The sequence below is a fragment of the Microvirga yunnanensis genome, from assembly GCF_025460875.1.
This window is the reverse complement of record NZ_JAMXFI010000010.1, coordinates 62145-86942: the sequence shown is the minus strand read 5'-3', so window position 1 is coordinate 86942 and position 24798 is coordinate 62145. Positions and strand designations below refer to the sequence as shown.

Sequence of the window (24798 nt, the reverse complement as noted above, 5' to 3'; positions counted from 1 at the left end):
GCACGGTTGAGCAGGGGATCCCTTCCCGCACGCCGTGCGCCGGGGACCATCTGCCACGTCATGGCCGGGCTCGTCCCGGCCATCTCGACTGCGTGAAACGCCGCGCTTGTCCGATCGGGGTCGCCGGCACAGGGCCGATGACGACGTTCCGGTGGATCGATCAGCCCACCATGGCGGTCCCTCAGTGGGCGGCCGCCTCGAGCAGCCGGGCCGCGGCCGCGCGGGCCTCCTCGGTAATCGTCGCGCCGGCGAGCATCCGGGCGATCTCCTCGCGGCGCGGCGTCGCTTCGAGCGGGATCACCCGGGTGGCGACCCGGTCCTCGGCTCCGCGCACCCCCTCCTTGGCGATGAGGAAGTGGCTGCCGGCCTTGGCGGCGACCTGGGGCGCATGGGTGACGGCCATGACCTGGACCTTGCGCGCGAGCCGCGCGAGCCGCTGGCCGATGGCGTCCGCCACCGCGCCGCCGACGCCGGTGTCGATCTCGTCGAAGACCAGGGTCGGAGCCGAGCCCTTGTCCGCCAGCACCACCTTCAGAGCCAGCATGAAACGGGACAATTCGCCGCCCGACGCCACCTTCATCAGAGGGCCGGGGCGGGTGCCGGGATTGGTCTGGGCCCAGAACTCGATGCGCTCGAAACCGGAGGGATCCCGGCTGGTCTCGTCGATCTGGATGTCGGTGATGAACCGGGCCCGCTCCAGCTTGAGGGGCGGCAGCTCGGCCTGGACGGCGGCGTCGAGCGCCTGGGCTGCCTTCTTCCGGCCGGCGGAGAGCGCCTTGGCGCTCTTCACATAGGCGTCGTCGGCCTCCTTGAGGGCCTTTTCCAGGCCGGCCAGCTGCTCCTCGCCCGCGTCGATGGCAGCCACGTCCTCCTCGAAGCGCGTGCGCAGAGCGGCGAGCTCATCGGCCGGAACATCGTATTTGCGCGCGGCGGCCCGCAGGGCGAAGAGACGCTCCTCCGCCTGCTCCAGCTCGCGCGGGTCGAATTCGGTGGCGCGGATCGCCTCCTCGAGGGCCGCCCTCGCCTCGTCGATGGCGACGAGCGCGGCGTCGAGCGCCTTGACGCTGGGCTCCACCAGCGCCGGCGCCTGGGTGCCCCGGCGCTCGAGCTTGCGGACGGCGGCCGAGAGCTCGTTGACCGGCGACGTGTTGCCGGCGACCACCTCGTAGGCCTCGTTGAGATCCTGGGCGACCTTTTCAGATTGCATCATGACGACCCGCCGCTCGGCCAGAGCTTCCTCCTCCCCGGCCCGCGGATTGAGGGTGGTCAGCTCCTCGACCGCGTGGCGCAGGAAATCCGCCTCCTTGCGGGCCTTCTCGATGCGGCCGCGGTGCTCGTGGAGGGCATGGCGCGCCTCGCGGGCGCGGCGCGAGGCCTCGGCCACCGCCTGGACGTCGCCCGCAAGGCCGCCGAAGGCATCGAGGATGGCCCGGTGCGTGGCGGGATCGACGAGGGCGCGGTCGTCGTGCTGGCCGTGGATCTCGACCAGGGTCGCCCCGATGGCCTTGAGCACCTGCACGCTCACGGGCTGGTCGTTGACGAAGGCGCGGGTGCGCCCGTCGGCCACCTGCACGCGGCGCAGGATGAGATCGCCGTCGACATCGATGTCGGCATCGGCCGCGATGCGGCGGGCCGGGTGGTCGAGCGGGCAGTCGAACACGGCCGTGACCTGCCCCTGGTTCTCGCCATGACGCACGAGGCTGCCGTCGCCGCGGCCGCCGAGGGCCAGGGCGAAGGCATCGAGCAGGATCGACTTGCCCGCGCCGGTCTCACCCGTGAGGACGCTCAGGCCCTCATGGAAGTGAAGCTCAAGCCTGTCGATGAGGACGATATCGCGAATCGCCAGCTGGATGAGCATGGAGGGTGAGGCTTAGCCCGTGCGCTGACTGACCTGGGGAACGCCGCGGAAGGCTTTGCTGATCCAGGACTGGGAATCCTCGCGCGGCTCGACGCCGCCCTTGGTCAGCAGAGCGTGGGCGTCCTTGTACCAGGGACTGTCAGGGAAGTTGTGGCCGAGAACGGCGGCTGCGGTCTGCGCCTCGTTGACGATGCCCATGGCCATGTAGGCCTCGGTGAGGCGCTCGAGGGCCTCTTCCACGTGGCGGGTCGTCTGGTAGCGCGCAACCACCGTGCGGAAGCGGTTGATGGCGCCGGCATAGTTGCGCTTCTGCAGGTAGAAGCGCCCGACCTCCAGCTCCTTGCCGGCGAGCTGGTCGCTGGCCACCTGGAGCTTCTTGCGGGCGTCGGCCGTGTATTCGGACGTCGGATAGCGCTGGATCAGCTCTTGCAGGGCCAGAATGGCGCGCTCGGACTTCTCCTGGTCGCGGGTGATGTCCGGGATCTGATCGTAATAGGACGACGCCATCAGGTACTGGGCGTAGGCCGCATCCGACGTGTTGGGATAGCTCTGGAGGTAGCGCTTGGACGCCGTGATGGATTCCTCATAGAAGCCGCCCTCGTAGTTGGCGTAGGCCTCCATGATCAGGCCCTTGCGGGACCATTCGGAATACGGGAACTGCTTGTCGAGGCTGCTGAACTTCTTCACCGCGCCGTTGAAATCGCCCTTCTGCACCCGGGCCAGACCGTCGTTGTAGATCTCTTCCGCCGGGGCCCCCGTGACGATCTCGGGCTTGTAGGTCTCGCTCTTGTCGAACGGATTGAGCGACGAAAGGGATTCGCAGCCCGCGAGCCCCAAGGCGCAGACGCCAAGGATCAGAGCGCGGGCGGACGCGCCTTTCATACCTGCATAAGCCTTCGCGAACGACATGCCTCGCGGTCCTCCAAAAACCGTGCCCGATGTTTTAACGATGCACCGAGCGTTCTTTAGCCCAAGCATGGGGCCAGAGCCAAGCCCATACGTGATGGTTTACCCAACAGGAATTAAGAAAGCCTGCACGAAATCATGCGGCCAATGGGCGCTTGCCTCCTGGAGCGGAAGGACAGGGCCGCCGGAGGTCGCCTCAGTGCATCTCGGGAGCGAGAACCGAGGCGGCCATGCTGCCGATCTCGGCATAGCCCGTCTCGCGCCGCGGAATGGCGTCCACGATGGCATAGTTGGAGCGGCTCGAGAACAGGGCCTCGAGCACCGAGAAGTTCATGCGGTGACCGCCGCAATAGGACCGGTAGGTGCCGAGCAGGGGCAGTCCGGCCAGGGACAGGTCGCCGACCGCGTCGAGCAGCTTATGACGGACGAACTCGTCCGCGTAGCGCAGGCCCTCGGGGTTCATGATGCCGTCGTCCCCGATGGCGACCGTGTTCTCGAGGGAGGCGCCGAGCGCGAAGCCGGCGCTCCAGAGCTTCTCCACGTCCCGCATGAAGCCGAAGGTGCGGGCGCGGGAGATCTCGCGGCGGAAGACCGAGGGTGACAGGTCGATGGCCTTGCGCTGGCGGCCGATCACCGGGGTGGGGAAATCGATCTCCACGTCCAGGCGGAAGGCGCGGTCGTTGGGAAGAAGCTCGGCAAAGGCCTTGCCCTGCGTCACGCGTACGGGCTTGAGCACCTTGAGGTAGCGACGCGTCGCGCCCTGAACCGCGATGCCCACCTGGTCGATCGCATCGATGAACGGGGCCGAGCTGCCGTCCAGGATCGGAACCTCCGGCCCGTCGATCTCGACGAGCACATTGTCGATGCCGAGGCCGGACAGAGCCGCCATGAGGTGCTCGATGGTGGCGACCGCGCCCGTGTCGCGGTCGCCGATCACCGTGCAGAGCTCGGTGGCGGTCACCGCCAGATGCCGAGCGTCGATCAGTCGGTCCAGGCCACCGGACAGGCCGGTGCGCAGGAAAGCAATGCCATGGTTCGCTTCGGCCGGATGAAGGATCATCTTCACTTCATCCCCGGAATGGACTCCGGTCCCAACGAGGGTCACGGCGGCGCGAAGCGTGGTTTGCTGGCTTTGCTTCATTAGTCCTGAACCTCAACTACCCTTGTCGCCAAACTGAGCCTGTTTCGCCGGGGAAGCTGCATTTGCTGCTTTGTGACTTCCGACCGGCAGGCTTCTCATTAGCGCTGCCCCTTTGATGTGTGGGCACCTTAGTCCCCCTGCCAGGCTAGGCCAAATCACGCTTTCTTACTTTGTGTTACAATTGGGATAACTCGCAAGTCCTTGATGTTAATGGTTTTTTAACAAAGAAGACCCCCAGCCGCATCCGACCGGGGGCCTTCTGTAACAATTCCTAATGTTACGTTAGGTCAAGTTAGTTGGCCTGACGGCGCAGGAAGGCGGGAATCTCCAGTTGGTCGTCCTCCGAGTGAGCCCGGGGAGCTTGGGCCATCGGGGCCTGCGCGGGACGCTGGGCCTGGGACGGAACCGGCCGGCGGGCATACTCCGCATGGACCGAGGACATCGGCTGGCGCGGCGCTTCCTGGCGTGCCTCGACAGGTGCGTGCTGGGGCTCCTCGCGGCGGCCGAAGCCGATGGTGGCGAGGCGCTGGATCAGGGACGGCTTGTGCTCGTGGGCCGCCTCCTCGCCGCGGCTGGCCCGGATCTGGTTCTGGGCCGGCATCGGGAGTTCGTCGATCCTCGGCATCCGGGCCGGCCGCATGGCGCGCTCCGCCTGCGGCGGGATGAAGGCCCCCTGCTCCACCGGTTCCTCGTAGATCGGCTGCTGCGGAGCCGGAGCCTCGTAGGCCAGGGCCTGGCGGGGCTGAGCCGGCGTGAGGACCACGTCGTCGCGAATCACGGGCTGCGGAGCCGGTTCGACCGGCTGGGCGACCGCCATGGGAGCAACCGCGGCGACCGGGGCCGGAGCCAGGGCGGCCGCGCTCTGGGACAGGGTCGGAGCCGCCTTCACCGGTTCGGCTTGGGCGGCGGAGCGAAAGGTCGGCGTGACTTGGGTCGAGGTTGCACGGGCCCGGGCCTCGGCGCGCAGGCGCTCGGCCACTTCGGAGATCCGCTGCTCGGTGGCCGTCAGATCGCCGCCGTTCTCCAGCATGGCGTGGTCGATGCCGGTCGCCACGACGGACACGCGGATGATGCCTTCCAGGCTCTCGTCGAAGGTCGCGCCGAGGATGATGTTGGCATCCTGGTCCACCTCCTCGCGGATGCGGGTCGCGGCCTCGTCCAGTTCGTAGAGGGTGAGATCGTTGCCGCCCGTGATCGAGATGAGCAGGCCCCGCGCGCCCTTCATCGACACGTCGTCGAGGAGCGGGTTCGCGATGGCCGCCTCAGCCGCCCGGATGGCGCGCTTCTCGCCGGAAGCCTCGCCGGTGCCCATCATGGCCTTGCCCATGCCGCGCATGACGGAGCGCACGTCGGCGAAGTCGAGGTTGATGAGGCCTTCCTTCACCATCAGGTCGGTGATGCAGGCGACGCCGGAATAGAGCACCTGGTCGGCCATGGCGAAGGCGTCCGCGAAGGTCGTCTTCTCCGTGGCGACGCGGAACAGGTTCTGGTTCGGGATCACGATGAGCGTGTCCACCGCCTGCTGCAGCTCGTTGATGCCGGCTTCCGCCAGACGCATGCGGCGCACGCCTTCGAACTGGAACGGCTTCGTGACGACGCCGACCGTCAGTATACCGAGTTCGCGGGCCGCCCGGGCTACGACCGGAGCCGCGCCCGTGCCGGTGCCGCCGCCCATGCCGGCGGTGATGAACACCATGTGCGAGCCGGCGAGCTGATCGCGGATCTCGTCGATCACCTCTTCGGCCGCCGCGCGGCCGACTTCCGGCTGCGACCCGGCGCCGAGGCCCTCGGTGACCTGGACGCCCATCTGAATCACGCGCTGCGCCTTGGAGGAGGCCAGAGCCTGGGCGTCGGTGTTCGACACCACGAACTCGACGCCCTCGAGACCCGATTCAATCATGTTGTTCACGGCATTCCCGCCGGCACCGCCGACGCCGAAAACCGTGATGTGCGGCCTGAGTTCCCGGATGTCCGGAGCTTGCTGATTGATAGCCATGACCTGTGCCTCTTCTGGCCTTATACTGATGAGCGTTTGGCGGACGCTGACCCTTGTTGACTTGAACTCATCACGATGGCCCGCCGCGCCAACGCGTTACTCGACTTAAAAACTCTCGCGAATCCACCGGCCCACTCGCGAGAAGTAGCCGTCGGTTCCCGTACTCTGAAACAAGCCGCTGGACCGCGGCTCGAAATACTCGATATGCGCCACCTGGGGATAAACCAGGAGGCCGACCACCGCCGAAAAGGCGGGGCCCTTTGCCGCTTCGGGCAGGCCCTTGATGCCGAGCGGACGCCCGACACGAACTTGGCCCTGCAAGATGCGACGCGCCGTTTCCGGCAGCCCGACGAGCTGGCTTGCGCCGCCCGTCAGCACGACCCGCCGTCCGGCCTGGGCCGCAAAGCCCGCGCCTTTCAACCGGTCGCGCACGAGTTCGAGAACTTCCTCGACCCGCGGCTTGATGATGCGAACGAGGTGCGACTTCGGCAGATGGTTCGGAACGTCGCGTTCGTCCTCATCGACCTGCGGCACCGCGATCATGTCCCGGTCATCCGCGCTCGACGTGATGGCGGAGCCGTAGAGAGTCTTGAGCCGTTCGGCGGCGGACACGCGGGTCGTGAGACCGCGCGCGATGTCCATGGTCACGTGATGGCCGCCGACCGCGATGGCATCGGTGTGGACCAGATGCCCGTTGGAGAAGATGCCGACGCTCGTGGTGCCGCCGCCCATGTCGACCACGGCGCAGCCCATGTCGGCTTCGTCGTCGACGAGCGCCGAGAGACCGGCCGCGTAGGGCGTCGCGATCACGGCTTCGACGCCGAGATGGCAGCGCTCGACGGCGAGCATCAGGTTGCGCGCCGCCGCGGCCTCCGACGTGACCACGTGCAGGTCCGCGCCGAGCCGCTCGCCGATCATGCCGGCGGGATCGACGATGTGGTGCTGCTGGTCGAGCGAGAAGCCCGTGGGCAGAGCGTGAAGAACGGTCCGGCCGCGGCGCAGATCGTAGCTCGACGCCGCATCGAGAACGCGGTGGACGTCCCCGGGGCCGACGGCCCCGCGCACCGGAATGTGCGCCTCGAAATGCTCCGACGCGAGGCGCCCGCCGGTGAGGTTGACGATCACCGACTGGATTTCGACCTTCGCCATCCGCTCGGCGGCATGGACCGCCTGACGGATCGCCGATTCGGCCGCTTCGAGATCGACGACCACGCCGCCCTTGAGGCCCATGGAACGCTGGTGGCCGATGCCGAGGATGCGCGCCACATGGGTGCGGCTGCGCAGGGATTCGACCTCGTCGGCCGGCTTCAGTTCCGCCACGACGCAGACGACTTTGCTCGTGCCGATATCCAGGACCGACAGGATGGCACTCTTGCGCGCCGACAGCGGCTTCAAGCGTGGCGTCAAACCGTGACCCGAGAGACTCATGTGTCGACCCCCTTGCCGCGCATTGGTTTTTTCTTGAGCGCCTCGGCGCGGGCCAGGGCTGCCTCTTCCGTCAACCGGACGACGACGCGATCCGCCATGCGCAGATCGATCGCCAGAACGTCCTTCTCCAGAATCTTCTGCTCGTTCTCGAGCTTCACGAGCCGGGCCAGCGCGTCGGCGGCCTTCAGCTCCGGCAGGCGCACGTCCATGCCGTTGTCCATCTTGAGCGTCCAGCGGCGCCCGGCCACGAGGGTGCCGGCGCGGATGCGGCCCTTGAGCGGACCCGCGGCGTCGAGCAGCGCGAGATATTCCTTGCTGCGGGTGTTGGCGCCCTCCCCCACCACGAAGGGAAGATCGACATAGCGCTCGTCCTGCATCAGGTCGATCACGGTGCCGTCGGCCGCGATGACGAACAGCTCGCCGTTGTTCTGCCAGATCCCGTGCGCCTCTCGCTCGGTGAGCGTGATGACGAGCTCGTTCGGATAAAGCTTGCGCACCGTGGCCGACTTGATCATCGGAACGCGCTCCAGGCGCTCGCGTAGATCGTTCACGTCGAGGAAGGCCAGCGACTGCTTGGAATTGATGCCCGCCGCGGCCAGGACCTCGCCCTCGCTCATCTGCGAGATGCCGGAGATCGTCACCTGGTCGAGGCCCAGGCCCACGGCGCGCGCGAGGGCATGATGCGGCTCGCCGTAGTCACGGATGAAACCATCGATATGACCGCCCTGCCAGAGGCCGAAGCCCACCACGGTGGCGAAGAACCCGAGCGCCAAGCCGCTTCCGAGGAAACGCGGAAGGCGCTGCTCGATGGGCATGCCGGCCGAGCGACGGCGACGGCGGACGCCGCGCGAAGAACCGAAGAGCTTCGTGATTCGCGAGGGCTTCCTGACGGGAGCGCCCCCGCTCCCCCACCCCGCGGAGGCAGGGCGCGCAACGTCGAATCCGGCCGGGTAGGCCGTCATCGGTTGCAGGTAGCGTCCTCCACCATCCATTGCACAAGCTCGCCAAACGAATAGCCCGCGTGGGCTGCCAGTTCTGGCACCAAGCTCGTCTCGGTCATGCCGGGTTGCGTGTTGACTTCAAGAACGACGAGTTCCCCGGTTCCCCCAGGAGTGTCGTCGTACCGCAAGTCGGCGCGGCTGATTCCCCGACAGCCGAGCGCTTGATGCGCCGTTAACGCCAACTCTTGGACCTTTTGGTAAATATTCGGTTTAATTTCTGCCGGGAGGACGTGAATGGAGCCCCCCTTCACATATTTCGCATCGTAATCGTAGAAGACCCCGGTGGCGGGCTGGATGTCGATGACCCCGAGCGCCCGGTCGCCCATGACCGCGCAGGTGAGTTCCCGGCCCGCAACGTATGATTCCACAAGGACTTGCTCGCCGAAGGCCCAATCCTCCCGGGTCAGCTCCTGGGGCGGATGGGAGCGGTCCTCGCGGACGATGATGACGCCCACCGACGAGCCCTCGCTGATCGGTTTGACCACGTAGGGCGCCGGCAGGACGTGGCTTTTCGCCGCCTCCAAACGGTTAACGACTTTCCCCTGCGGCACCGACACGCCGGCGGCCGCCATGACCATTTTGGCCTTGTCCTTCTGCATGGCGAGCGCCGAGGCGAGGACACCGGAATGGGTATAGGGAATCCTTAAGATTTCGAGCAGACCCTGGATGGTCCCATCCTCGCCCACGCGCCCGTGGAGGGCGTTGAACACCACGTCGGGCGCGACCGCCTGGAGAACGGTGGCGATGTCGGGCTGCACGTCGATGGGGGTGACCTTGTAGCCCTGCTCCTCGAGGGCCCTGCAGCAGGCCCGGCCGGAATTGAGGCTCACCTCGCGCTCGGCCGACCAGCCGCCATAGAGAACGGCAACGTGCTTCGCCATGGATCTTCCCCTGTCATGCGCCCCGGCGACACCGGGAATTGAACGTGATTCGAATCAGGCCTTCGCAATGCCGACCCGCTTGATTTCCCATTCGAGCTCGACGCCCGACGTCTCGCGGACCCGGCGGCGCACCTCCTCGCCCAGCCCCTCGATCTCGGCCGCCGTGGCGGAGCCGTGATTGATCAGGAAGTTGCAGTGCATTTCCGAGACCTGCGCATCGCCGATGCGAAGCCCGCGGCAGCCCGCCGCGTCCACCAGCTCCCATGCCTTGCGGCCCGGGGGATTCTTGAAGGTCGATCCGCCCGTCCGGGTGTTCACCGGCTGGGTCGAGGAGCGCGCCTCCGTGATGGCGTTCATCTCGGCCAGGATCTCGTCCGGGTCGCCCGGGCGGCCCTCGAACAGGGCCTCGGTGAAGATCACGTCGTCCGGCACGCTCGAATGACGATAGGTGAAGCCCATCTGCGCGTTGGTGAAGCTCACCGCCTCGCCGGTGTGCGTGACGCCCTTCGCCTCGACGAGCACGTCCTTTGTCTCGCCCCCGTAGGCGCCGCCGTTCATGCGCAGCGCTCCCCCGACCGCACCGGGAATGCCGCGCAGGAACGACAGACCGGCGATGCCGGCCTCCGCCGCCGCGCGCGCCACCTTCACGTCGGGGGCGCCGGCGCCGGCGCGCACGCGATGTCCGGGCTCCACCGACACCTCGGCGAAGCCCTTGCCCAGGCGGATCATGACGCCTTCCCATCCGCCGTCGCGGACGAGAAGGTTCGATCCGAGGCCCACCACGAGGACCGGCACGGTGCGGTCGAGCCCCCGCAGGAAAGAGGCGAGATCGTCCTGGTCGGCCGGGGTGAACAGCACCTGGGCCGGCCCTCCCGTGCGGAACCAGGACAGCGGCGCGGTCGGGGCGTTCGCCTCTAGCTTGCCGCGCAGGTCCGGCATGCGGGCTTTCAGGTCGGGAACGATGTCGGCGAACATCACGCGGCTTTCTCGCCCAGCGCGTCGAGTTCGCCCGGCAGGGCATAGGCCCATTGGGTGATGTTGCCGGCGCCGAGGCAGATCACGTAGTCGCCCGGCCTCGCGATGCCCTTCACGAGGCCTGCGAGGTCTTCCGACCGCTCGAGCGCCATCACGTTGCGGTGGCCGCGGGCCTTGAGGCCCGATACGAGGCTGTCGCGGTCCGCTCCCGGGATCGGCTGCTCGCCCGCCGCATAGACCGGCGCCACGATGACCGCGTCGGCGTCATTGAAGCAGGTGCAGAACTGATCGAACAGGGACGACAGGCGCGAGTAGCGGTGCGGCTGCACCACGGCGATCACCTGGCCGTCCGTGGAGGCGCGCGCGGCCTTGAGCACCGCGGCGATCTCGATGGGATGGTGGCCGTAATCGTCGAACACCGTGACGCCGTTCCAGTCACCCGTGCGGGTGAAGCGGCGCTTCACGCCGCCGAACCCGCCGAGCGCCTTGCGGATCGCATCCGGCGTGACGCCGAGCTCGTGGGCGACGGCGATGGCCGCCGTGGCGTTGAGGGCGTTGTGCGCGCCGGGCATGGGCAGGACGAGATCCTCAAGCTCGAGACGGAAGCCGGGGCGTCTGTCACGGATCATCACGCGGAAGCGGTTCTGGCCGCCGCGGGAATCCACGTCCATCAGGCGCACGTCGGCCTGCGGGTTCTCGCCATAGGTGATGATGCGGCGATCCTCGATGCGCCCCACCAGGTCCTGCACGGTCGGATGATCGATGCACATCACGGCGAAGCCGTAGAACGGAATCGAGTTGATGAAGGAGTGAAAGGAATCCTTGATGGCGTCGAAGGTGCCGAAATGGTCGAGATGCTCGGCGTCGATGTTGGTCACGATGGCCACGTCGGCCGGCAGCTTCAGGAAGGTGCCGTCGGATTCGTCCGCCTCCACCACCATCCACTGGCCGTCGCCCATGCGGGCATTGGTCCCGTAGGCGTTGATGATGCCGCCGTTGATCACCGTCGGATCGAGCCCGCCCGCATCGAGGAGGGTGGCGACCAGGGACGTGGTGGTGGTCTTGCCGTGGGTGCCGGCCACCGCCACGCAGGATTTGAACCGCATGAGCTCGGCGAGCATTTCCGCCCGGCGCACGACCGGCAGGCGCTTCTCGCGGGCAACGCTCAGCTCCGGATTGTCGCGCTTGATCGCGGTCGACACCACGACGATCTCCGCATCCTCCACGTTCTCGGCCCTGTGGCCGATGAAGGTCTTGATGCCCTTGTCGCTCAGGCGCTTCACGTTGTAGTTGTCGGCGGCGTCCGAGCCCTGCACCGTGTAGCCCAGATTGTGCATGACCTCGGCGATGCCCGACATGCCGATGCCGCCGATACCGATGAAATGAATGGGACCCAGCTTCGGCGGCAGTTTCATGAGGCTTTTCCGTTATTGTTCGATGCAATGAGGGTGAGAACGGCCTGAGCGAGACGCTCCGCCGCATCCGTGATTCTGGCGCTATGTGCAGCGGCGGCGGCTTTGGTCAAGCGGTCAGGCTCTTGAAAAAAGAGCTGAATTTCATTTGCCAGCCGCTCAGGGGTGAAGTCCGATTGCGGACAAACGATGGCAGCGCCCAGATCTCCGAGCGTTTTGGCGTTGGCCGCCTGGTCCTGATCGAGGGAGCCCGGCAGGGGCACGAGGATCGAGGGCCGGCCGATCACGGCCAGTTCCGCGACCGTCGAGGCGCCCGAGCGCGAAACCACCAGACCGGCCTGCGCCAGACGATGCGGCAGGTCCTTGAAGAAGGGCTCTGCTTCGAATTCCACACCCAGATTCCGGTAATGCGCCCGGACCCGCTCCAGGTCTTCGCCCCGCGCCTGCTGGGTGACGGAAAGGCGCGCACGCAGATCCGGCGAGAGGCGCTCGACGGCCGGAGGCACCACGTCGCTCATCACCCGGGCGCCCTGGCTGCCGCCCACCACGAGGAGACGGAGCTTTCCATCGGGCTGCAGGCCCGCATAGGGCAGCTTCGCCGCCTCCAGCACCGCGGGCCGGATCGGGTTGCCCGTATGGATGACCCGGCCCGGCACGTTCGCCGGTACGCCCTTGGTGACAGAAAAACCCGTGGCGATCACGCTGGCGCGGCGGGCGAGCAGCCGGTTCGCGCGGCCCATGACGCCATTCGCCTCGTGGATCACCGTCGGGACCTTGAGGAACGACGCGGCGAGAACGGGCGGGACCGTGGGATAGCCGCCGAAGCCGACCACGGCGGCCGGCTTCATGTGCCGGATGAGGGAGGCGGCTTTGATCGTTCCTCGCCCGAGGAGCAGCGCCGCCTTGGCCATCTGCGGCACCGAGCGGCCCGAGGGCGTGGCGGACGGGATCTCGACGATCTCGTCGGCCGGGAATGAGCCCGCATACGCGTTGGCGCGCTTGTCGGTGGCGAGCGCCACTGAAGCGCCGGAGGCCTTCAGAGCATTGGCCAGCGCTTCGGCCGGAAAAAGATGACCGCCGGTTCCGCCGGCGGTCAGGAGGATGAGGGGAGCGGTCATCCGCGCGGCCAGTCCTGATTGAGGTTGTCCAGCATCTCGGCCCGGGGCCGGCGGCGCGTGAGCGCGATGAGGAAGCCCATGCCGAGCGCGAGCGACAGAAGCGAGGAGCCGCCGTAGGAGATGAAGGGCAGCGTCATGCCCTTGGCCGGCATGAGGTGGACGTTCACCATCATGTTGATGCAGGCCTGCAGGCCGAACATGAAGATGAGTCCGGTGGCCGCCAGGCGGCAGAACGTGTCCTCGTTGCGGCGAGCGAGCGATAGGCCGCGCAGCACGATGAAGGCGAAGACCACCAGCAGGGCGATGCACACGATGATTCCGAACTCCTCGGCCGTGACGGCGAAGATGAAGTCCGTATGGGCATCGGGCAGGATGCGCTTGACCGTGCCCTCGCCCGGGCCGCGACCGAGCCAGCCGCCGCGGGAGAAGGATTCCATCGCGGTGTCGACCTGGAAGGTGTCTCCGGAATCCTTGTCGAGGAAGCGCTCGATTCGGGCGCGTACGTGCGGCAGGAACTCATAGGCCGCCACGATGCCCACGAGACCGGCGCCGCCGAGACCCATGACCCAGAACCAGTGCAGGCCGGCGATGAAGAACAGGCCGCACCACACGATGGTGACCAGCATGGTCTGGCCGAAATCCGGCTGGAGGATCAGCGGCACGATGGTGGCGGGCAGGAGGAGAAAGGCGAGCAGCGTGCCGGGCACGTCCTTGCGGCGCGCGCCTTCCGAGAACGCCCAGGCGGACAGCACCACGAAGGCGGGCTTCACGAATTCCGACGGCTGGAGGCCGAGGGGGCCGATCATGATCCAGCGATGGGCGCCCTTGATCTCCGGCCCATACTGGAAGGCCAGCAGGATCAGCCCCATGCCGATCGCATAGACCAGCAGGGCCAGGCGCCGGATGTGGCGCAGGGACAGGAACGACACGGGAATCATGATGAATAGCGCCGGGATGAGGAACATCACCTGCCGGTTCACGAAATGGAACGTGGAGAGCCCGAGGCGCTCCGCCACGGGCGGGCCTCCCGCCATGAGGAAGACGAGGCCCGCCAGCATGAGGATGGCGAGACCGGCGAGGAGCAGGCGGTCGACAGTCCACCACCAATCGCCGAAGGCCGAGCGTTCCGCGCGTGACACCATCTTCAAGCCCCCCTGGCTTCAAGGCCGGGCAAGGCCCGGACCAGATCGCGGAAATGGTTTCCGCGCACTTCATAATTCGCAAACTGATCGTAGGACGCGCAGGCCGGGGACAGCAGCACCACGGCGTGTCCGCTCCGCGCCTCGGCATCGGCGGCCGCCTGCGCCACGGCCGTGTCGAGCGTGCCGCTGTGGACATGCGGCACGTCGGATCCGAGCGTCCTGGCAAATTCATCCGCCGCGGCCCCGATGAGATAGGCCTTGCGGATCTTCGGGAAATAGGACGTGAGCGGCTCGATGCCGCCTTCCTTCGCCTTGCCGCCGAGGATCCAGAAAATGTCCGTGAAAGACTTCAGGGCCTTTTCTGTGGAATCCGCGTTGGTGGCCTTCGAATCATTGATGAACAGCACCTCGCCGATCCGGCCGACCTCTTCCATGCGGTGCGGCAGACCCGGGAAGGTCCGGAGGCCGGAGCGGATCGTCTCCGGCGACACGTTCAGCGCCAGGGCCACCGCGACGGCCGCAGCGGCGTTCTGCGCGTTGTGCGCGCCGCGCAGGGCGCCGATCCCGGCCAGGCTCGCGATGGGCGCGGCATCGGATGCCATTACGCCGACGAGCGTCTCGCCGTCCGCGAAGACGCCCTTGCCGTCCAGCGGCTCCACCGAGACGCGGGCGACGTTGATGCCCTTCGCCTCGCAGGCCGCGGCGATCGCCCGGCTCATCGGATCGTCGATGCCCACGACGGCGAGCCCCGCCTTCGCCACCAGCCGCTCCTTGATCGCCGCATAGAGCTCCATCGTCCCGTGCCGGTCGATGTGATCGGGCGAGAGGTTGAGATGAACCCCGATGGTGGGGGCGAGCGAGGGCGCGAGATCGATCTGGAACGACGAGCACTCGATCACATGGATCCGCTCGTCGGACGGCGGGTCGAGGGAGAGGATCGCCGTGCCGATATTGCCGCCCATCTGCACGTCGCGGCCCGCCTCGCGCAGGATGTGGGCGATCAGCGCCGTCGTGGTCGACTTGCCGTTGGTGCCCGTAATGGCGACGAACGGCGCGTCCGGCGCGAGCTTCGCCCGCTCGCGGCAGAACAGCTCGATGTCGCCGATGATCTCGACGCCCGCGTCGCGCGCGAGCTTTGCCGACCAGTGCGGCTCGGGATGCGTCAGCGGCACGCCCGGCGAGAGGATGAAGGATGTAAAGCGCGACCAATCGGCCTTGCGCAGATCAGCGGTCTCGATGCCCTTCGCGCCGGCTTCCGCCATCTTGGCCGGATTGTCGTCGCAGGCGATCACGTGCGCGCCGCCCTCCTTCAGGGCCAGCGCCGTCGCCAGCCCCGAGCCTCCGAGGCCGAAGAGCGCGACGGTTTTTCCTGCGAAGATGGAGACGGGGATCATGCGCCTTACCGCAGCTTGAGGGTGGCGAGGCCGGTGAGCGCCAGCACGACCGCGATGATCCAGAAGCGGATCACCACCTGCGGCTCGGTCCAGCCCAGCTGCTCGAAATGGTGGTGGATCGGCGCCATCTTGAACACGCGCTTGCCGGTGAGCTTGAAGGAGCTCACCTGGATGATCACGGACATGATCTCCAGCACGAAAAGGCCGCCCACGATGGCGAGGACGAATTCGTGCTTGGCTGCCACCGCGATGGTTCCGAGCAGGCCGCCGAGGGCGAGCGAGCCCGTGTCGCCCATGAAGATCTGGGCGGGCGGCGCGTTGAACCAGAGGAACCCGAGGCCCGCGCCGATGAGCGCCCCGCAGATCACGGCGAGCTCGCCTGTGCCGGGCACGAAATGGATCTGCAGGTAGTTGGAGAACACCGCGTTGCCGGTGAGATAGGCGATGAACCCGAAGGTGCCGGCCGCGATCATCACCGGCACGATGGCGAGACCGTCGAGGCCGTCCGTGATGTTGACCGCATTGCCGGCGCCCACGATCACGAAGCCGGCGAAGACGATGTAGAACCAGCCGAGATTGAAGATCAGGTCCTTCGAGAACGGCAGCGCCAGCTTGTTGGCGAGGCCGGGCGTCGCCATGTAGGAGATCGCGATGCACGCGACGGCCGCAATCAGCGCCTCGATGGCGAGGCGCGAGCGTCCGGAGAAGCCCTTGTGCGACTGCTTCGTGACCTTCAGGTAGTCGTCGTAGAACCCGATGGCGCCGAAGCCCACCGTGACGAACAGCACGACCCACACATAGTGGTTCTCGAGGTTGGCCCAGAGCAGGGTCGAGATCAGCACGCCGGCCAGGATCATCAGGCCGCCCATGGTGGGCGTGCCGCGCTTGGTCAGAAGATGCGATTGCGGCCCGTCCTCGCGGATCGGCTGTCCCTTGCCCTGGCGCAGGCGGAGCAGCGAGATCATCCAGGGTCCGAACAGGAACACGATCAGCAAGGCGGTCGCGGTCGCGCCGCCGGTGCGGAACGTGATGTAGCGGAAGATATTGAAGGGGCTGAAATAGGGGCTGAGCTCAGCCAACCAGGTTAACATCGGTCATCCTTTCAGCGCGTGGCCGGTGGGGCTCGCGCCGTAACGTTCTTTCAAGGCCTTGACGACGAGGGCCATCTTCATGCTGAGCGAGCCCTTGACCGTCACGGCGTCGCCGGGGCGCACCGCCGACACGACCCCGTCGACCAGCTCGGCGGAGGTCTGGACGTGAGCCGCGACCCTGGCCTTCGGCAGGGCGTCCACGAGATTTCGCATCAGCGGGCCGGCGGCGAACAGCACGTCGATCCTGTTCGCCTCGACGGCCTCCGCCAGCTCGGCGTGCAGGCGCGGGCCCGTCTCGCCGAGCTCCTTCATGTCGCCCAGAACGGCGATGCGCCGTGCCCCGCGTCCGAGCTCGACCGCGCCGAGATTGGCCAGCGCCGCCCGCATGGAGGCCGGGTTGGCGTTGTAGCTCTCGTCGATCAGCAGGGCCTCGCTGTCGCCGATGGCGAGCATCGTCCGCTCGCCGCGGCCCACGGGCGGCTTCATCTCGGCGAAGGACAGGGCCGTCAGGGCGAGATCCGCGCCGAGCGCGTGAGAGGCCGCGAGCACGCTCAGGGAATTGAGCGCGATGTGCCGGCCCGCCGTGCCGATCCGGTAGGTCAGGGGCTGGCCGAACACCGTAGCGTCCACGACCGAGTGATCGGGCTTGACGATGATCCGGTGGGCCCGGATGTCGGCAGCCTCGTGCTCGCCGAAGGTGACGACGCGGCCCGCCGCGGATGCGGAGGCATGGGCGCGCATGCGCTCGAAATACGCGTTGTCACGGTTGATCACCGCGGTTCCGCCGGGCTCGAGCCCTGAGAAGATCTCGCCCTTCGCGTCCGCGATGCCCCAGAGCGACGGAAAGAACTCGATATGCACGGGTTCGACCGTGGTGATCACCGCCACGTGCGGACGGACCATGCCGGTGAGCGGCAGGATCTCGTGGGCGTGGTTCATGCCGATCTCGAACACGCCGAAATCGGTCTCTCGCGGCATGCGCGCGAGGGTCAGCGGCACGCCCCAATGGTTGTTGTAGGAGGCGACCGACGCATGGGTCGCGCCCTGGCGGGAGAGCGCGAGGCGCATCGCCTCCTTGGTGCCGGTCTTGCCGACCGACCCGGTGATGGCGACGATCTTCGCATCCGTGCGGGCCCGGGCCGCGCGGCCCAACCGGCGCATGGCCTCGAGCACGTCCGGCACGACGACGAGCCTGTCGGAATCCGCGAAGGCGCTGGCCTTCTCCTCGGACACGACGGCGGCCGACGCGCCCTTCTCGAGCGCCGCCGGAACGAAATCGTGGCCGTCATGCACATCGCCCCTGATGGCGAAGTAGAGATCGCCCGGTTCGAGCGTGCGCGTATCGATGGACGCGCCCGTGCCCCGCGCGAAGCCCGCGCCGATGCGGGCCCCGGTGGCGGCCGCGATCTCGTCCGATGTCCAAAGGGGCGAATTCATCCCTGCCTCTCCGCAATGGCCGCCCGGACCTCGTCGTGGTCCGAGAACGGCAGGGTCCGGTCGCCGATGATTTGGCCCGTTTCATGACCTTTGCCGGCCACGACCAGAATATCGCCCGCTCGAAGCTCGCTCACGGCCGTGCGGATCGCCACGGCGCGGTCGCCGATCTCGCGGGCACCGGGCGCGCCCTGCAGCACCTCGGCGCGGATCGCCGCCGGATCCTCGGAGCGAGGATTATCGTCCGTCACGATGACCACATCCGCCTTGTCGGAGGCGATGCGTCCCATGAGCGGACGTTTTCCCTTGTCCCTGTCGCCGCCGCAGCCGACGATGCACACGAGGCGCCCCTTCACGAAGGGGCGCAGGGCGTCGAGCACATGGGCGAGCGCATCGGGCTTGTGCGCGTAGTCGACGATGCAGATGGCGCCGTCGACCTCCCCCACCTGCTCGAGGCGCCCGGACACGCCCCTGAGGGTCCGGAAGCCCTCGAACACGTCCTCGACCCTGCCCTCGCCTTCGACGGCGAGCACGAGGCCCGCGGCCACGAGGGCGTTCTCGACCTGGAAGGCGCCGAGGAGCGGCAGCACCGTCCGGAGCGTCTTCCCGAAGGCCTCGACGGTCAGGGCCTGCGTGAAGCCGTCCGCGCGCGCCTCGACGAGACGAAGGGTCTCGCCCGCGCGGCCCGTGGTGAGGACCTCGAGGCCGCGCTCGCGGATCCCGTTCAGGAACACGTCCGCATAGGGACCGTCCGCATTGACGATCGCCGGCGCATCGGCGGGCAGAAGCGTGTCGAACAGGCGCATCTTCGCCTTGGCATAGGCTTCGGTGGTGGCGTGATAGTCGAGGTGATCGCGGCCGAGATTGGTGAAGCCTGCCGCGTGCAGCCGCACCCCGTCGAGGCGACGCTGGTCGATGCCGTGCGAGGAGGCTTCCATGGCAAGCCGCGTGACGCCGTCCTTCGCCAGGCGGTCGAAGCCCTCGTGCAGGGAGATCGGATCCGGCGTCGTGAGCGACCCGTAAGCCGCGCCGTCGGACGTGATGATGCCGAGCGTGCCCACGCTCGCCGACCTGAAACCCAGATGCGCGAAGAGCTGGCGCGTGAAGTCGGCCACCGAGCTCTTGCCGCTCGTGCCCGTGACGGCCACGACCTTCTCGGGCTGGTTCGGATGGAAGCGCGCCGCCGCGAGCGCCAGGGCGCGGCGCACGTCGCCGACCTGGACATAAGCCACGGAGGCCGGCAGATCGGATGGGCGCGCGGCCTCGCCCACCACGGCGACGGCGCCAGCCGCCACGGCCTGCAGCACGAAGCTCATGCCGTCCACCTTCGTGCCGGGCACGGCGAAGAACAGGGTGCCGGGCTCGACCTTGCGGCTGTCCGAGGCGATCCTTGAGACGGCGAGAGGGGCATGGTCATGCCCCTGCGCCAGATCGAGAAGGTCGCCGAGATGCATGGTGCGTGCGCTCATCGGTTGCTGCCCCAGGCGCCGAGGCGCGACATGAGCGGGAACGGCTGCTGCGGCGGCTCGAAGCGCGGCGGCACGCCGAGCAGCGGCGCCACGCGCTCGACCACGTTTCCGGTCACCGGACCGGCGTTCCAGCCGGCGGTCGAGAACCCGTAGGTGCCTTCCACGGCCTGCGGCTCGTCCATGATGGTGAGGAACACGTATTTCGGCTTGTCGGCCGGCACCACCGCCGTGAAGGTGGTGAAGTTCTTGTTCTTGGAATAGCGGCCGTTGATCACCTTCTCGGCCGTACCGGTCTTGCCGCCCACGAAGAACCCCGCGATGGCGGCGGCGCTCGCCGAGCCTTCCGGCACCGAGGCGTTGAGGCGCATCACATAGCGCATGGCCTCGCTGGTCTCGGGCTTGAGCACCTGAAGGGCGGTCTTGCGCGCCTCCTCCTGATCGCGCTTCAGGAAGGTGGGCTTGATCATCACGCCGCCGTTGACCAGCGCGCCCACCGCCGCGAGCGCCTGGAGCGGCGCGACCGCGAGGCCGTGGCCGAACGCGATGGTCATGGTGTTGAGCTCGCCCCAGCGGGGCGGAACGATCGGCAGGGCGCTTTCCGGCAGCTCCGTCTCGAGGCGGGTGAGCTGGCCCATCTTGCGCAGGAAGGCCTTGTGCCCCTCCACGCCGATGCCGAGCGCCATGCGGGCGGTGCCGATGTTGGACGAGTGGACGAACACCTCCGGCGTGCTCAGCACCCGGTGCGTCGCGTGGTAGTCGCCGATGGTGAACTTGCCGTAGCGCAGGCCCGAGCGCGCATCGAAAGTCGAGTTGATGTTGTACTTGCCGGAATCGAGCGCCATCGCGACGGTCAGCGCCTTGAAGGTCGAGCCCATCTCGAACACGCCGACATTGATGCGGTTGATCCGGTCCTTGTCGAGCGCATCGACGGGATTGTTCGGATCATAGTCCGGCAGGGACACGAGGGCGATGATCTCGCCCGTATTCACGTCCAGGATCGCGCCCGCGGTCGCCTTGGCCTTGTACTTGGCCATGCCCTTGACGAGCTCGTCGCGCAGCGCATGCTGCACGCGCAGGTCCAGGGACAGCTGGATGGGCTTGAGGTCGGCCGCCGAGATGTTGAACCCCGCGCCGTTGAGATCCTGCAGGCCCATGCTGTCGATGTATTTCTCCATCCCGGCGATGCCCACGTTGTCCACGTTGGCGAAGCCGAGCACGTGGGCGGCGGCCTCCGCGTTGGGATAGACGCGCTTGTTCTCCGGCAGGAAGCCGATGCCCGGGATGCCGAGGCGATGCACCTCCGCCTGCTGGCGCGGCGTGATCTCGCGCTTGACCCAGACGAAGCCCTTCTTGGTGCTGAGCTTGTTGCGCAGGTCCGTGGCGTCGAGGTCTGGCAAGACGGCGGTGAGCAGCTCGACCGCCTCGTCCTTGTCGACGATGTTGCGCGGCTCGGCGAAGACAGACACCATCTTCACGTCGGTGGCGAGGATCTCGCCGTTGCGATCGATGATGTCAGGACGGGCTGCGGAAATTTCGGACGACGCGGCGCGGCGCACCTCGCTCGTGTTCTCGCTCGTCACCGCAAGAAAAATCAGGCGGCCTCCGATGAGGCTGAACAGGCCGACGAAGCAGGCGGCTGCGAGACCCACCCGTGACGTGCTCTTGTCATGGCGCAGGCGAAACAGCTCGCGGGCATGGCCGAGCACGCCGCGTCCGACGCGTCGCGCGGACAAGGGAGCGCGTCCCGGATGCCGCGCAGGTGCGCCATCGGGATGGACGGACTGGCCGATCCCAAGGGCGGAATCCGCCGCCGGGTCCGCCGCGGGATCACGAAGGCTCGTACCCTGCCATTCGGTTTGGGGCTCTTGCAACACGAGGCTCACCGTTTCGGAGTTTGGGTCGTCGGGGTGCGGGCGTCCGAATTCTTGTCCTTCGGAGTCGACGTCGGCTCGAGAAGACCGAGCGCTTCGAGCTTGCGGCCGATCTCGTCCTCGCGCGAAGGCCGGTTCGGCAGGTCGGACAGACGCGCGAGCTGCTGGATCTTCAGAGGCTGAAGATCGAGATGCTTGTCGACCGCCTCCTGAAGTCGGTCGGGGCGATCGAGATACTGCCATTCGGCCTGCAGAACCGCGATGGCCTCGCGTTCGCGCTGCGCCTTGGATTTCAGCTTCGCCACCTGCTCGGCATAGTACAGCGTGTCGTACTTGATCGAATAGGCATAGCCTGCCGATGCGATGAGAGCAGAGATCGCGATGATGTGGAGCAGCCGGATCATCGGCGCCCTCCCCGTTTTTCAGCCGTCTGCGGCAACTCGGCCAACATGGTGATGGCGCTCAATGGCTCCTGCGGCGGCGTGTCCGTGCGCGCGCCGGCCCGCAGCTTGGCCGACCGAGCCCGCGGATTGCGCGCCAGCTCGTCGTCACCCGGTCCGACGGGACCTCTGGTGATCGCCTCGAAGGTTGGTTCGGGCGCGGCCGCCGTCGGCAGATGGCGCGAGCCCGTGGCCGCGCGCCCGGTGCGGACCGCAAAGAACTGCTTCACGATGCGGTCTTCGAGCGAGTGGAACGTGACGACGACGAGGCGGCCCCCGGGCTTGAGAATGCGCTCGGCCGCGTGCAGGGCGCGCACCAGCTCGCCGAGCTCGTCGTTGACCGCGATGCGCAGGCCCTGGAACACGCGCGTGGCCGGATGGATGCCGCCGGGCTCCTGCCGGATCAGCGAGGCGACGAGATCCGCCAGCTGGCGCGTGGTCTCGAAAGGCTGGCGGCGGCGCATCTCGATGACCGCGCGCGCCACGGCGCGCGCGCGCCGCTCCTCGCCGTAATGATAGAAGATGTCCGCGAGTTCCGCCTCGCTGGATTCGTTGACGAGATCGGCCGCGCTCGGACCGTTGCGCTCCATGCGCATGTCGAGCGGACCGTCGTTGCGGAACGAGAAGCCGCGCTCGGCCTGATCGAGCTGCATGGACGACACGCCGATGTCGAGCACGACGCCGTCGACGCTCTCGAAACCTTGCGCGTGCGCGATCTCGTCGAGGTCGCCGAACCGTCCTGGGACGAGGATCAGGCGCTTCTTGAACTTCGCCGTGAGAGACGCCCCGCCCGCGATGGCATCCGGATCGCGATCGATGGCGATGACCTTGTTCTGGGGATGGGCATCGAGAATGGCCCGGGTGTAGCCGCCGGCACCGAACGTTCCGTCGATGAAAGCACCGCCGCGCTTCGCGTCGAGCGCTGCGCCAACCTCCTCCAGGAGCACAGGAACGTGACGGGACGGTCCGCCAGCGGCTCCGGCTCCTGGGCCGTCGCCGCGTCCCATCATCGATCCCGTACTCCTGGTGAGGTATTCTGCACTAGCCTTGGCTCCGCAATCCGGCTTCCCAATGCCTTCTTCAGGTCTCGGACCTTCGTGCGCGCCTCCTCCAAGTGCGCACGGAAGCGCTCGGGCTCCCAAATCTGGAACTTGTGACCGAGTCCGACGAACGTCACCGTATCGCCAATCCCGGCATGAACTTTTACCGTATCCGTCAGGATGACACGCCCCTCCGGATCGACCTTCAGAATCTCGCTGGTCCCGAACAACGCCGTCGACAGCTGATCCCGCTCGTCCGAATAGGGCGACAGCGTCGACAAGAACGCATCGATCTCGTTCAGAAGCACGTTGCCGCCTGCGTCCAGGGCCTGCGCGTCCAGCGCCGGATGAACGTAGAGCCCCTCGAATCCATCCTTGGCCAATACGGCCCGGAAGGATGCCGGGATCGAGACGCGACCCTTCGAATCCAACTTGTTGGTGAAATTGGACACGAAGCGGTTCATTGGCCGCAGCTCGCACGCTCCTGATTGTCAGCCCCCCGGCGGACCTTGAGGATCCGCCTCCCGCAGCCGGTGGTGACGCTACTTCCCGAAGCTGAACGCCAGCATTTCTTGAGTGCTTGACGCTCCCTTCGGAAGACACCGTCGACGGGATGGTTTGGGATAACATGGGATAATATGGGCGTCAACGGAACGGAGGTGGGGGGCATGCGTCGCGGCATGCATCCCCCATGAGACGCATTTACGGTTAATGAATCGTAAGCGGAGCAAAGGTTTGCTCCGCTTTCCTGCAAAATTCCGCCTGTGGAAAGATGGGGTCAGCCGGCCTGTAAGCCGGGTTCTGTAGGGCCCAAAGTCTAAGACCTTGGACGTGGCGGCCATTCCTCTGGGACGGTCATTGCTGACCGCCTCAAGCAACCAACCCGGACGACGGGCCTGGAAGCGGGCCTGGCGCGAACGCCTGTCGTCCCTATTCGGTTTTGCTCCTGGTGGGGTTTACCCTGCCGTGCGCATTGCTGCGTCCGCGGTGCGCTCTTACCGCACCCTTTCACCCTTACCCCGAGGTCCGAGAACCTTCGCGGGGCGGTCTGCTCTCTGTGGCACTTTCCCTGAGGTTACCCTCGCCGGACGTTATCCGGCACCTTGCTTTCCATGGAGCCCGGACTTTCCTCCCCGAGCGAACTCGAAGCGGCCGCCCGGCCAGCTGACGGTGAGGATGTGGTGCCAAATGCCCCTGCCCGTCAAGGGCATTGCGCATGATGCCGAGCGGCAACGAGCGTTCATCGGTCGACGAATCCCCACCGGCGGAACCGGCCGGTGCGCTAGTCGGCCGCGGCAGTGATCACCTTCACCTTGGCGCAATAGGCGCGCGACGCGCCGGTCATGGTCTGCGCGCGATGTCCGAACTGATAGCGCAGGATGGTGCCGCAGGTATCGCCACCGGCAAGCTTGTAGGCTCGGGCGAGATATTTCAAACCATACCGGAGATTGGTTTCCGCATCGAGCAGGCCGGCAGCCGGCCCCTGATAGCCGAGCGACTGCGCCGTGCGGACGTTGATCTGGGTGAGGCCTAAATTGGGGCCGTTGCGCGCGCCGGCATTGTAGCGGCTCTCGAGCCGGACGACGGCATCCGCGAGTTCGTAGGGAAGGCCGTTCTCGGACGCATAGCGGACGATCATCGGCCGGAGAGCGGTGCCGCGGGCGGAGTCCGATGACCGCAGCTTCAGCGCGGCGTCCACGGGCGTCGCGGGAACGGATGCGGTCTCGTCCTCCGACAGTGCGGCCGCCTCCACGGCCATCCGGGACAGCGGCTTGGCGTCCGGAACCTTGCCGTCCTGAGCCTTGGCGGCAGCGGCGGCTTCCTTCGCCTTCCTCCGGTCCGCTCCCTTGACGGCCTTCGAACCTTTCTGCGCCTCGGCCGCCTCGACGGCCTCCTCCGCGGCGGCTGTCGCCTCGGCGGCGGCCGCGCTCAGGAACTCAGCGGCCTTGTCGGGAGAAATGACCGCACCATCATGACCTCCTTCGGCCCGAGCTTCGGCGGCCAGAAGCAGGGCCGCAGCTCCAGCAGAGGCAATTGCAAGGGTTCTGAGCAGATGTTGCCAAGTCAAACTGAAACTCCAGCCGGCACAAATCGGAAGGTGCGGTCGGTGGAGGCCAATTAGGGCGAAGATGTGGCACATCAAGCCGCATATTTGTTCAGAATACGTTCAAGCTTGGCTGTGTAACCTTGAGGACTCCTGG

General features: G+C 67.1%; 20 protein-coding genes and 1 other RNA gene. All 21 read right to left on the bottom strand.

What is annotated here, in order from left to right; translation table 11 throughout:
• Nucleotides 1-181 precede the first annotated feature (181 nt).
• The gene (gene recN, locus NF876_RS07515) at nucleotides 182-1858 is read right to left on the bottom strand and encodes a DNA repair protein RecN (protein WP_262268178.1); all 1677 of its coding nucleotides are present in this window, start codon (nucleotides 1856-1858) and stop codon (nucleotides 182-184) included.
• 12 nt (nucleotides 1859-1870) lie between these two features.
• Complete coding sequence (locus NF876_RS07510) at nucleotides 1871-2767, bottom strand: outer membrane protein assembly factor BamD (protein ID WP_262268177.1); 897 nt, start codon at nucleotides 2765-2767, stop codon at nucleotides 1871-1873.
• 193 nt (nucleotides 2768-2960) lie between these two features.
• Nucleotides 2961-3905, bottom strand: coding sequence for a UDP-3-O-acyl-N-acetylglucosamine deacetylase (gene lpxC, locus NF876_RS07505; protein ID WP_262268176.1), 945 nt, complete (start codon nucleotides 3903-3905; stop codon nucleotides 2961-2963).
• A 292-nt stretch (nucleotides 3906-4197) separates the two neighbouring features.
• Entirely contained in the window at nucleotides 4198-5901 is a 1704-nt protein-coding gene (ftsZ, locus tag NF876_RS07500; RefSeq protein ID WP_262268175.1) for a cell division protein FtsZ, read from the bottom strand.
• A 105-nt stretch (nucleotides 5902-6006) separates the two neighbouring features.
• Nucleotides 6007-7329 carry a cell division protein FtsA gene (gene ftsA / locus NF876_RS07495; RefSeq protein ID WP_262268174.1) on the bottom strand — a complete coding sequence of 441 codons (1323 nt, stop codon included), beginning with the start codon at nucleotides 7327-7329 and terminating at the stop codon, nucleotides 6007-6009.
• Nucleotides 7326-8321, bottom strand: coding sequence for a cell division protein FtsQ/DivIB (locus NF876_RS07490; RefSeq protein WP_262268173.1), 996 nt, complete (start codon nucleotides 8319-8321; stop codon nucleotides 7326-7328). The genes ftsA and NF876_RS07490 overlap by 4 nt, the downstream gene beginning before the upstream one ends.
• The gene (locus NF876_RS07485) at nucleotides 8288-9211 is read right to left on the bottom strand and encodes a D-alanine--D-alanine ligase (protein WP_262268172.1); all 924 of its coding nucleotides are present in this window, start codon (nucleotides 9209-9211) and stop codon (nucleotides 8288-8290) included. The genes NF876_RS07490 and NF876_RS07485 overlap by 34 nt, the downstream gene beginning before the upstream one ends.
• Before the next feature lie 54 nt (nucleotides 9212-9265).
• Complete coding sequence (murB, locus tag NF876_RS07480; RefSeq protein WP_373696626.1) at nucleotides 9266-10186, bottom strand: UDP-N-acetylmuramate dehydrogenase; 921 nt, start codon at nucleotides 10184-10186, stop codon at nucleotides 9266-9268.
• The gene (gene murC, locus NF876_RS07475) at nucleotides 10186-11601 is read right to left on the bottom strand and encodes a UDP-N-acetylmuramate--L-alanine ligase (RefSeq protein ID WP_262268170.1); all 1416 of its coding nucleotides are present in this window, start codon (nucleotides 11599-11601) and stop codon (nucleotides 10186-10188) included. Before murC ends, murB begins: the two co-directional genes overlap by 1 nt.
• Complete coding sequence (gene murG, locus NF876_RS07470; protein ID WP_262268169.1) at nucleotides 11598-12716, bottom strand: undecaprenyldiphospho-muramoylpentapeptide beta-N-acetylglucosaminyltransferase; 1119 nt, start codon at nucleotides 12714-12716, stop codon at nucleotides 11598-11600. The genes murC and murG overlap by 4 nt, the downstream gene beginning before the upstream one ends.
• The gene (locus NF876_RS07465) at nucleotides 12713-13858 is read right to left on the bottom strand and encodes an FtsW/RodA/SpoVE family cell cycle protein (protein WP_262268168.1); all 1146 of its coding nucleotides are present in this window, start codon (nucleotides 13856-13858) and stop codon (nucleotides 12713-12715) included. The genes murG and NF876_RS07465 overlap by 4 nt, the downstream gene beginning before the upstream one ends.
• Nucleotides 13859-13860: 2 nt before the next feature.
• Nucleotides 13861-15252, bottom strand: a complete 1392-nt coding sequence (murD, locus tag NF876_RS07460) for a UDP-N-acetylmuramoyl-L-alanine--D-glutamate ligase (protein ID WP_262268167.1) — start codon at nucleotides 15250-15252, stop codon at nucleotides 13861-13863.
• A 5-nt stretch (nucleotides 15253-15257) separates the two neighbouring features.
• Nucleotides 15258-16343 (bottom strand): phospho-N-acetylmuramoyl-pentapeptide-transferase, encoded by a 1086-nt coding sequence (gene mraY, locus NF876_RS07455; protein ID WP_262268166.1) that lies wholly within the window; start codon nucleotides 16341-16343, stop codon nucleotides 15258-15260.
• A gap of 3 nt (nucleotides 16344-16346) precedes the next feature.
• Nucleotides 16347-17780, bottom strand: a complete 1434-nt coding sequence (locus tag NF876_RS07450) for a UDP-N-acetylmuramoylalanyl-D-glutamyl-2,6-diaminopimelate--D-alanyl-D-alanine ligase (RefSeq protein WP_262268165.1) — start codon at nucleotides 17778-17780, stop codon at nucleotides 16347-16349.
• Complete coding sequence (locus tag NF876_RS07445) at nucleotides 17777-19246, bottom strand: UDP-N-acetylmuramoyl-L-alanyl-D-glutamate--2,6-diaminopimelate ligase (protein WP_262268164.1); 1470 nt, start codon at nucleotides 19244-19246, stop codon at nucleotides 17777-17779. Before NF876_RS07445 ends, NF876_RS07450 begins: the two co-directional genes overlap by 4 nt.
• Nucleotides 19243-21120 carry a peptidoglycan D,D-transpeptidase FtsI family protein gene (locus tag NF876_RS07440; RefSeq protein ID WP_373696625.1) on the bottom strand — a complete coding sequence of 626 codons (1878 nt, stop codon included), beginning with the start codon at nucleotides 21118-21120 and terminating at the stop codon, nucleotides 19243-19245. The genes NF876_RS07445 and NF876_RS07440 overlap by 4 nt, the downstream gene beginning before the upstream one ends.
• Before the next feature lie 5 nt (nucleotides 21121-21125).
• Nucleotides 21126-21521, bottom strand: a complete 396-nt coding sequence (gene ftsL, locus NF876_RS07435) for a cell division protein FtsL (RefSeq protein ID WP_262268163.1) — start codon at nucleotides 21519-21521, stop codon at nucleotides 21126-21128.
• The gene (rsmH, locus tag NF876_RS07430) at nucleotides 21518-22567 is read right to left on the bottom strand and encodes a 16S rRNA (cytosine(1402)-N(4))-methyltransferase RsmH (protein ID WP_262268162.1); all 1050 of its coding nucleotides are present in this window, start codon (nucleotides 22565-22567) and stop codon (nucleotides 21518-21520) included. Before rsmH ends, ftsL begins: the two co-directional genes overlap by 4 nt.
• Complete coding sequence (gene mraZ / locus NF876_RS07425) at nucleotides 22564-23061, bottom strand: division/cell wall cluster transcriptional repressor MraZ (protein WP_262268161.1); 498 nt, start codon at nucleotides 23059-23061, stop codon at nucleotides 22564-22566. The genes rsmH and mraZ overlap by 4 nt, the downstream gene beginning before the upstream one ends.
• Nucleotides 23062-23371: 310 nt before the next feature.
• An RNA gene (gene rnpB, locus NF876_RS07420) (RNase P RNA component class A) lies at nucleotides 23372-23765 on the bottom strand.
• Between the two features lie 114 nt (nucleotides 23766-23879).
• A complete protein-coding gene (locus NF876_RS07415; protein WP_262268160.1) occupies nucleotides 23880-24665 on the bottom strand; it encodes a lytic transglycosylase domain-containing protein in 786 nt (261 codons plus the stop codon).
• Nucleotides 24666-24798 lie beyond the last annotated feature (133 nt).

Bases quoted from the DNA above. Each gene is read 5' to 3' on its own strand.
- NF876_RS07445 (WP_262268164.1), bottom strand. From the start codon at position 19,246: ATGAGCGCACGCACCATGCATCTCGGCGACCTTCTCGATCTGGCGCAG.
- NF876_RS07510 (WP_262268177.1), bottom strand. From the start codon at position 2,767: ATGTCGTTCGCGAAGGCTTATGCAGGTATGAAAGGCGCGTCCGCCCGC.
- murD (WP_262268167.1), bottom strand. From the start codon at position 15,252: ATGATCCCCGTCTCCATCTTCGCAGGAAAAACCGTCGCGCTCTTCGGC.
- NF876_RS07450 (WP_262268165.1), bottom strand. From the start codon at position 17,780: ATGAATTCGCCCCTTTGGACATCGGACGAGATCGCGGCCGCCACCGGG.
- rsmH (WP_262268162.1), bottom strand. From the start codon at position 22,567: ATGATGGGACGCGGCGACGGCCCAGGAGCCGGAGCCGCTGGCGGACCG.
- NF876_RS07490 (WP_262268173.1), bottom strand. From the start codon at position 8,321: ATGGATGGTGGAGGACGCTACCTGCAACCGATGACGGCCTACCCGGCC.
- murC (WP_262268170.1), bottom strand. From the start codon at position 11,601: ATGAAACTGCCGCCGAAGCTGGGTCCCATTCATTTCATCGGTATCGGC.
- murG (WP_262268169.1), bottom strand. From the start codon at position 12,716: ATGACCGCTCCCCTCATCCTCCTGACCGCCGGCGGAACCGGCGGTCAT.
- recN (WP_262268178.1), bottom strand. From the start codon at position 1,858: ATGCTCATCCAGCTGGCGATTCGCGATATCGTCCTCATCGACAGGCTT.
- ftsL (WP_262268163.1), bottom strand. From the start codon at position 21,521: ATGATCCGGCTGCTCCACATCATCGCGATCTCTGCTCTCATCGCATCG.
- lpxC (WP_262268176.1), bottom strand. From the start codon at position 3,905: ATGAAGCAAAGCCAGCAAACCACGCTTCGCGCCGCCGTGACCCTCGTT.
- NF876_RS07465 (WP_262268168.1), bottom strand. From the start codon at position 13,858: ATGGTGTCACGCGCGGAACGCTCGGCCTTCGGCGATTGGTGGTGGACT.
- murB (WP_373696626.1), bottom strand. From the start codon at position 10,186: ATGTTCGCCGACATCGTTCCCGACCTGAAAGCCCGCATGCCGGACCTG.
- ftsA (WP_262268174.1), bottom strand. From the start codon at position 7,329: ATGAGTCTCTCGGGTCACGGTTTGACGCCACGCTTGAAGCCGCTGTCG.
- mraY (WP_262268166.1), bottom strand. From the start codon at position 16,343: ATGTTAACCTGGTTGGCTGAGCTCAGCCCCTATTTCAGCCCCTTCAAT.
- mraZ (WP_262268161.1), bottom strand. From the start codon at position 23,061: ATGAACCGCTTCGTGTCCAATTTCACCAACAAGTTGGATTCGAAGGGT.
- ftsZ (WP_262268175.1), bottom strand. From the start codon at position 5,901: ATGGCTATCAATCAGCAAGCTCCGGACATCCGGGAACTCAGGCCGCAC.
- NF876_RS07485 (WP_262268172.1), bottom strand. From the start codon at position 9,211: ATGGCGAAGCACGTTGCCGTTCTCTATGGCGGCTGGTCGGCCGAGCGC.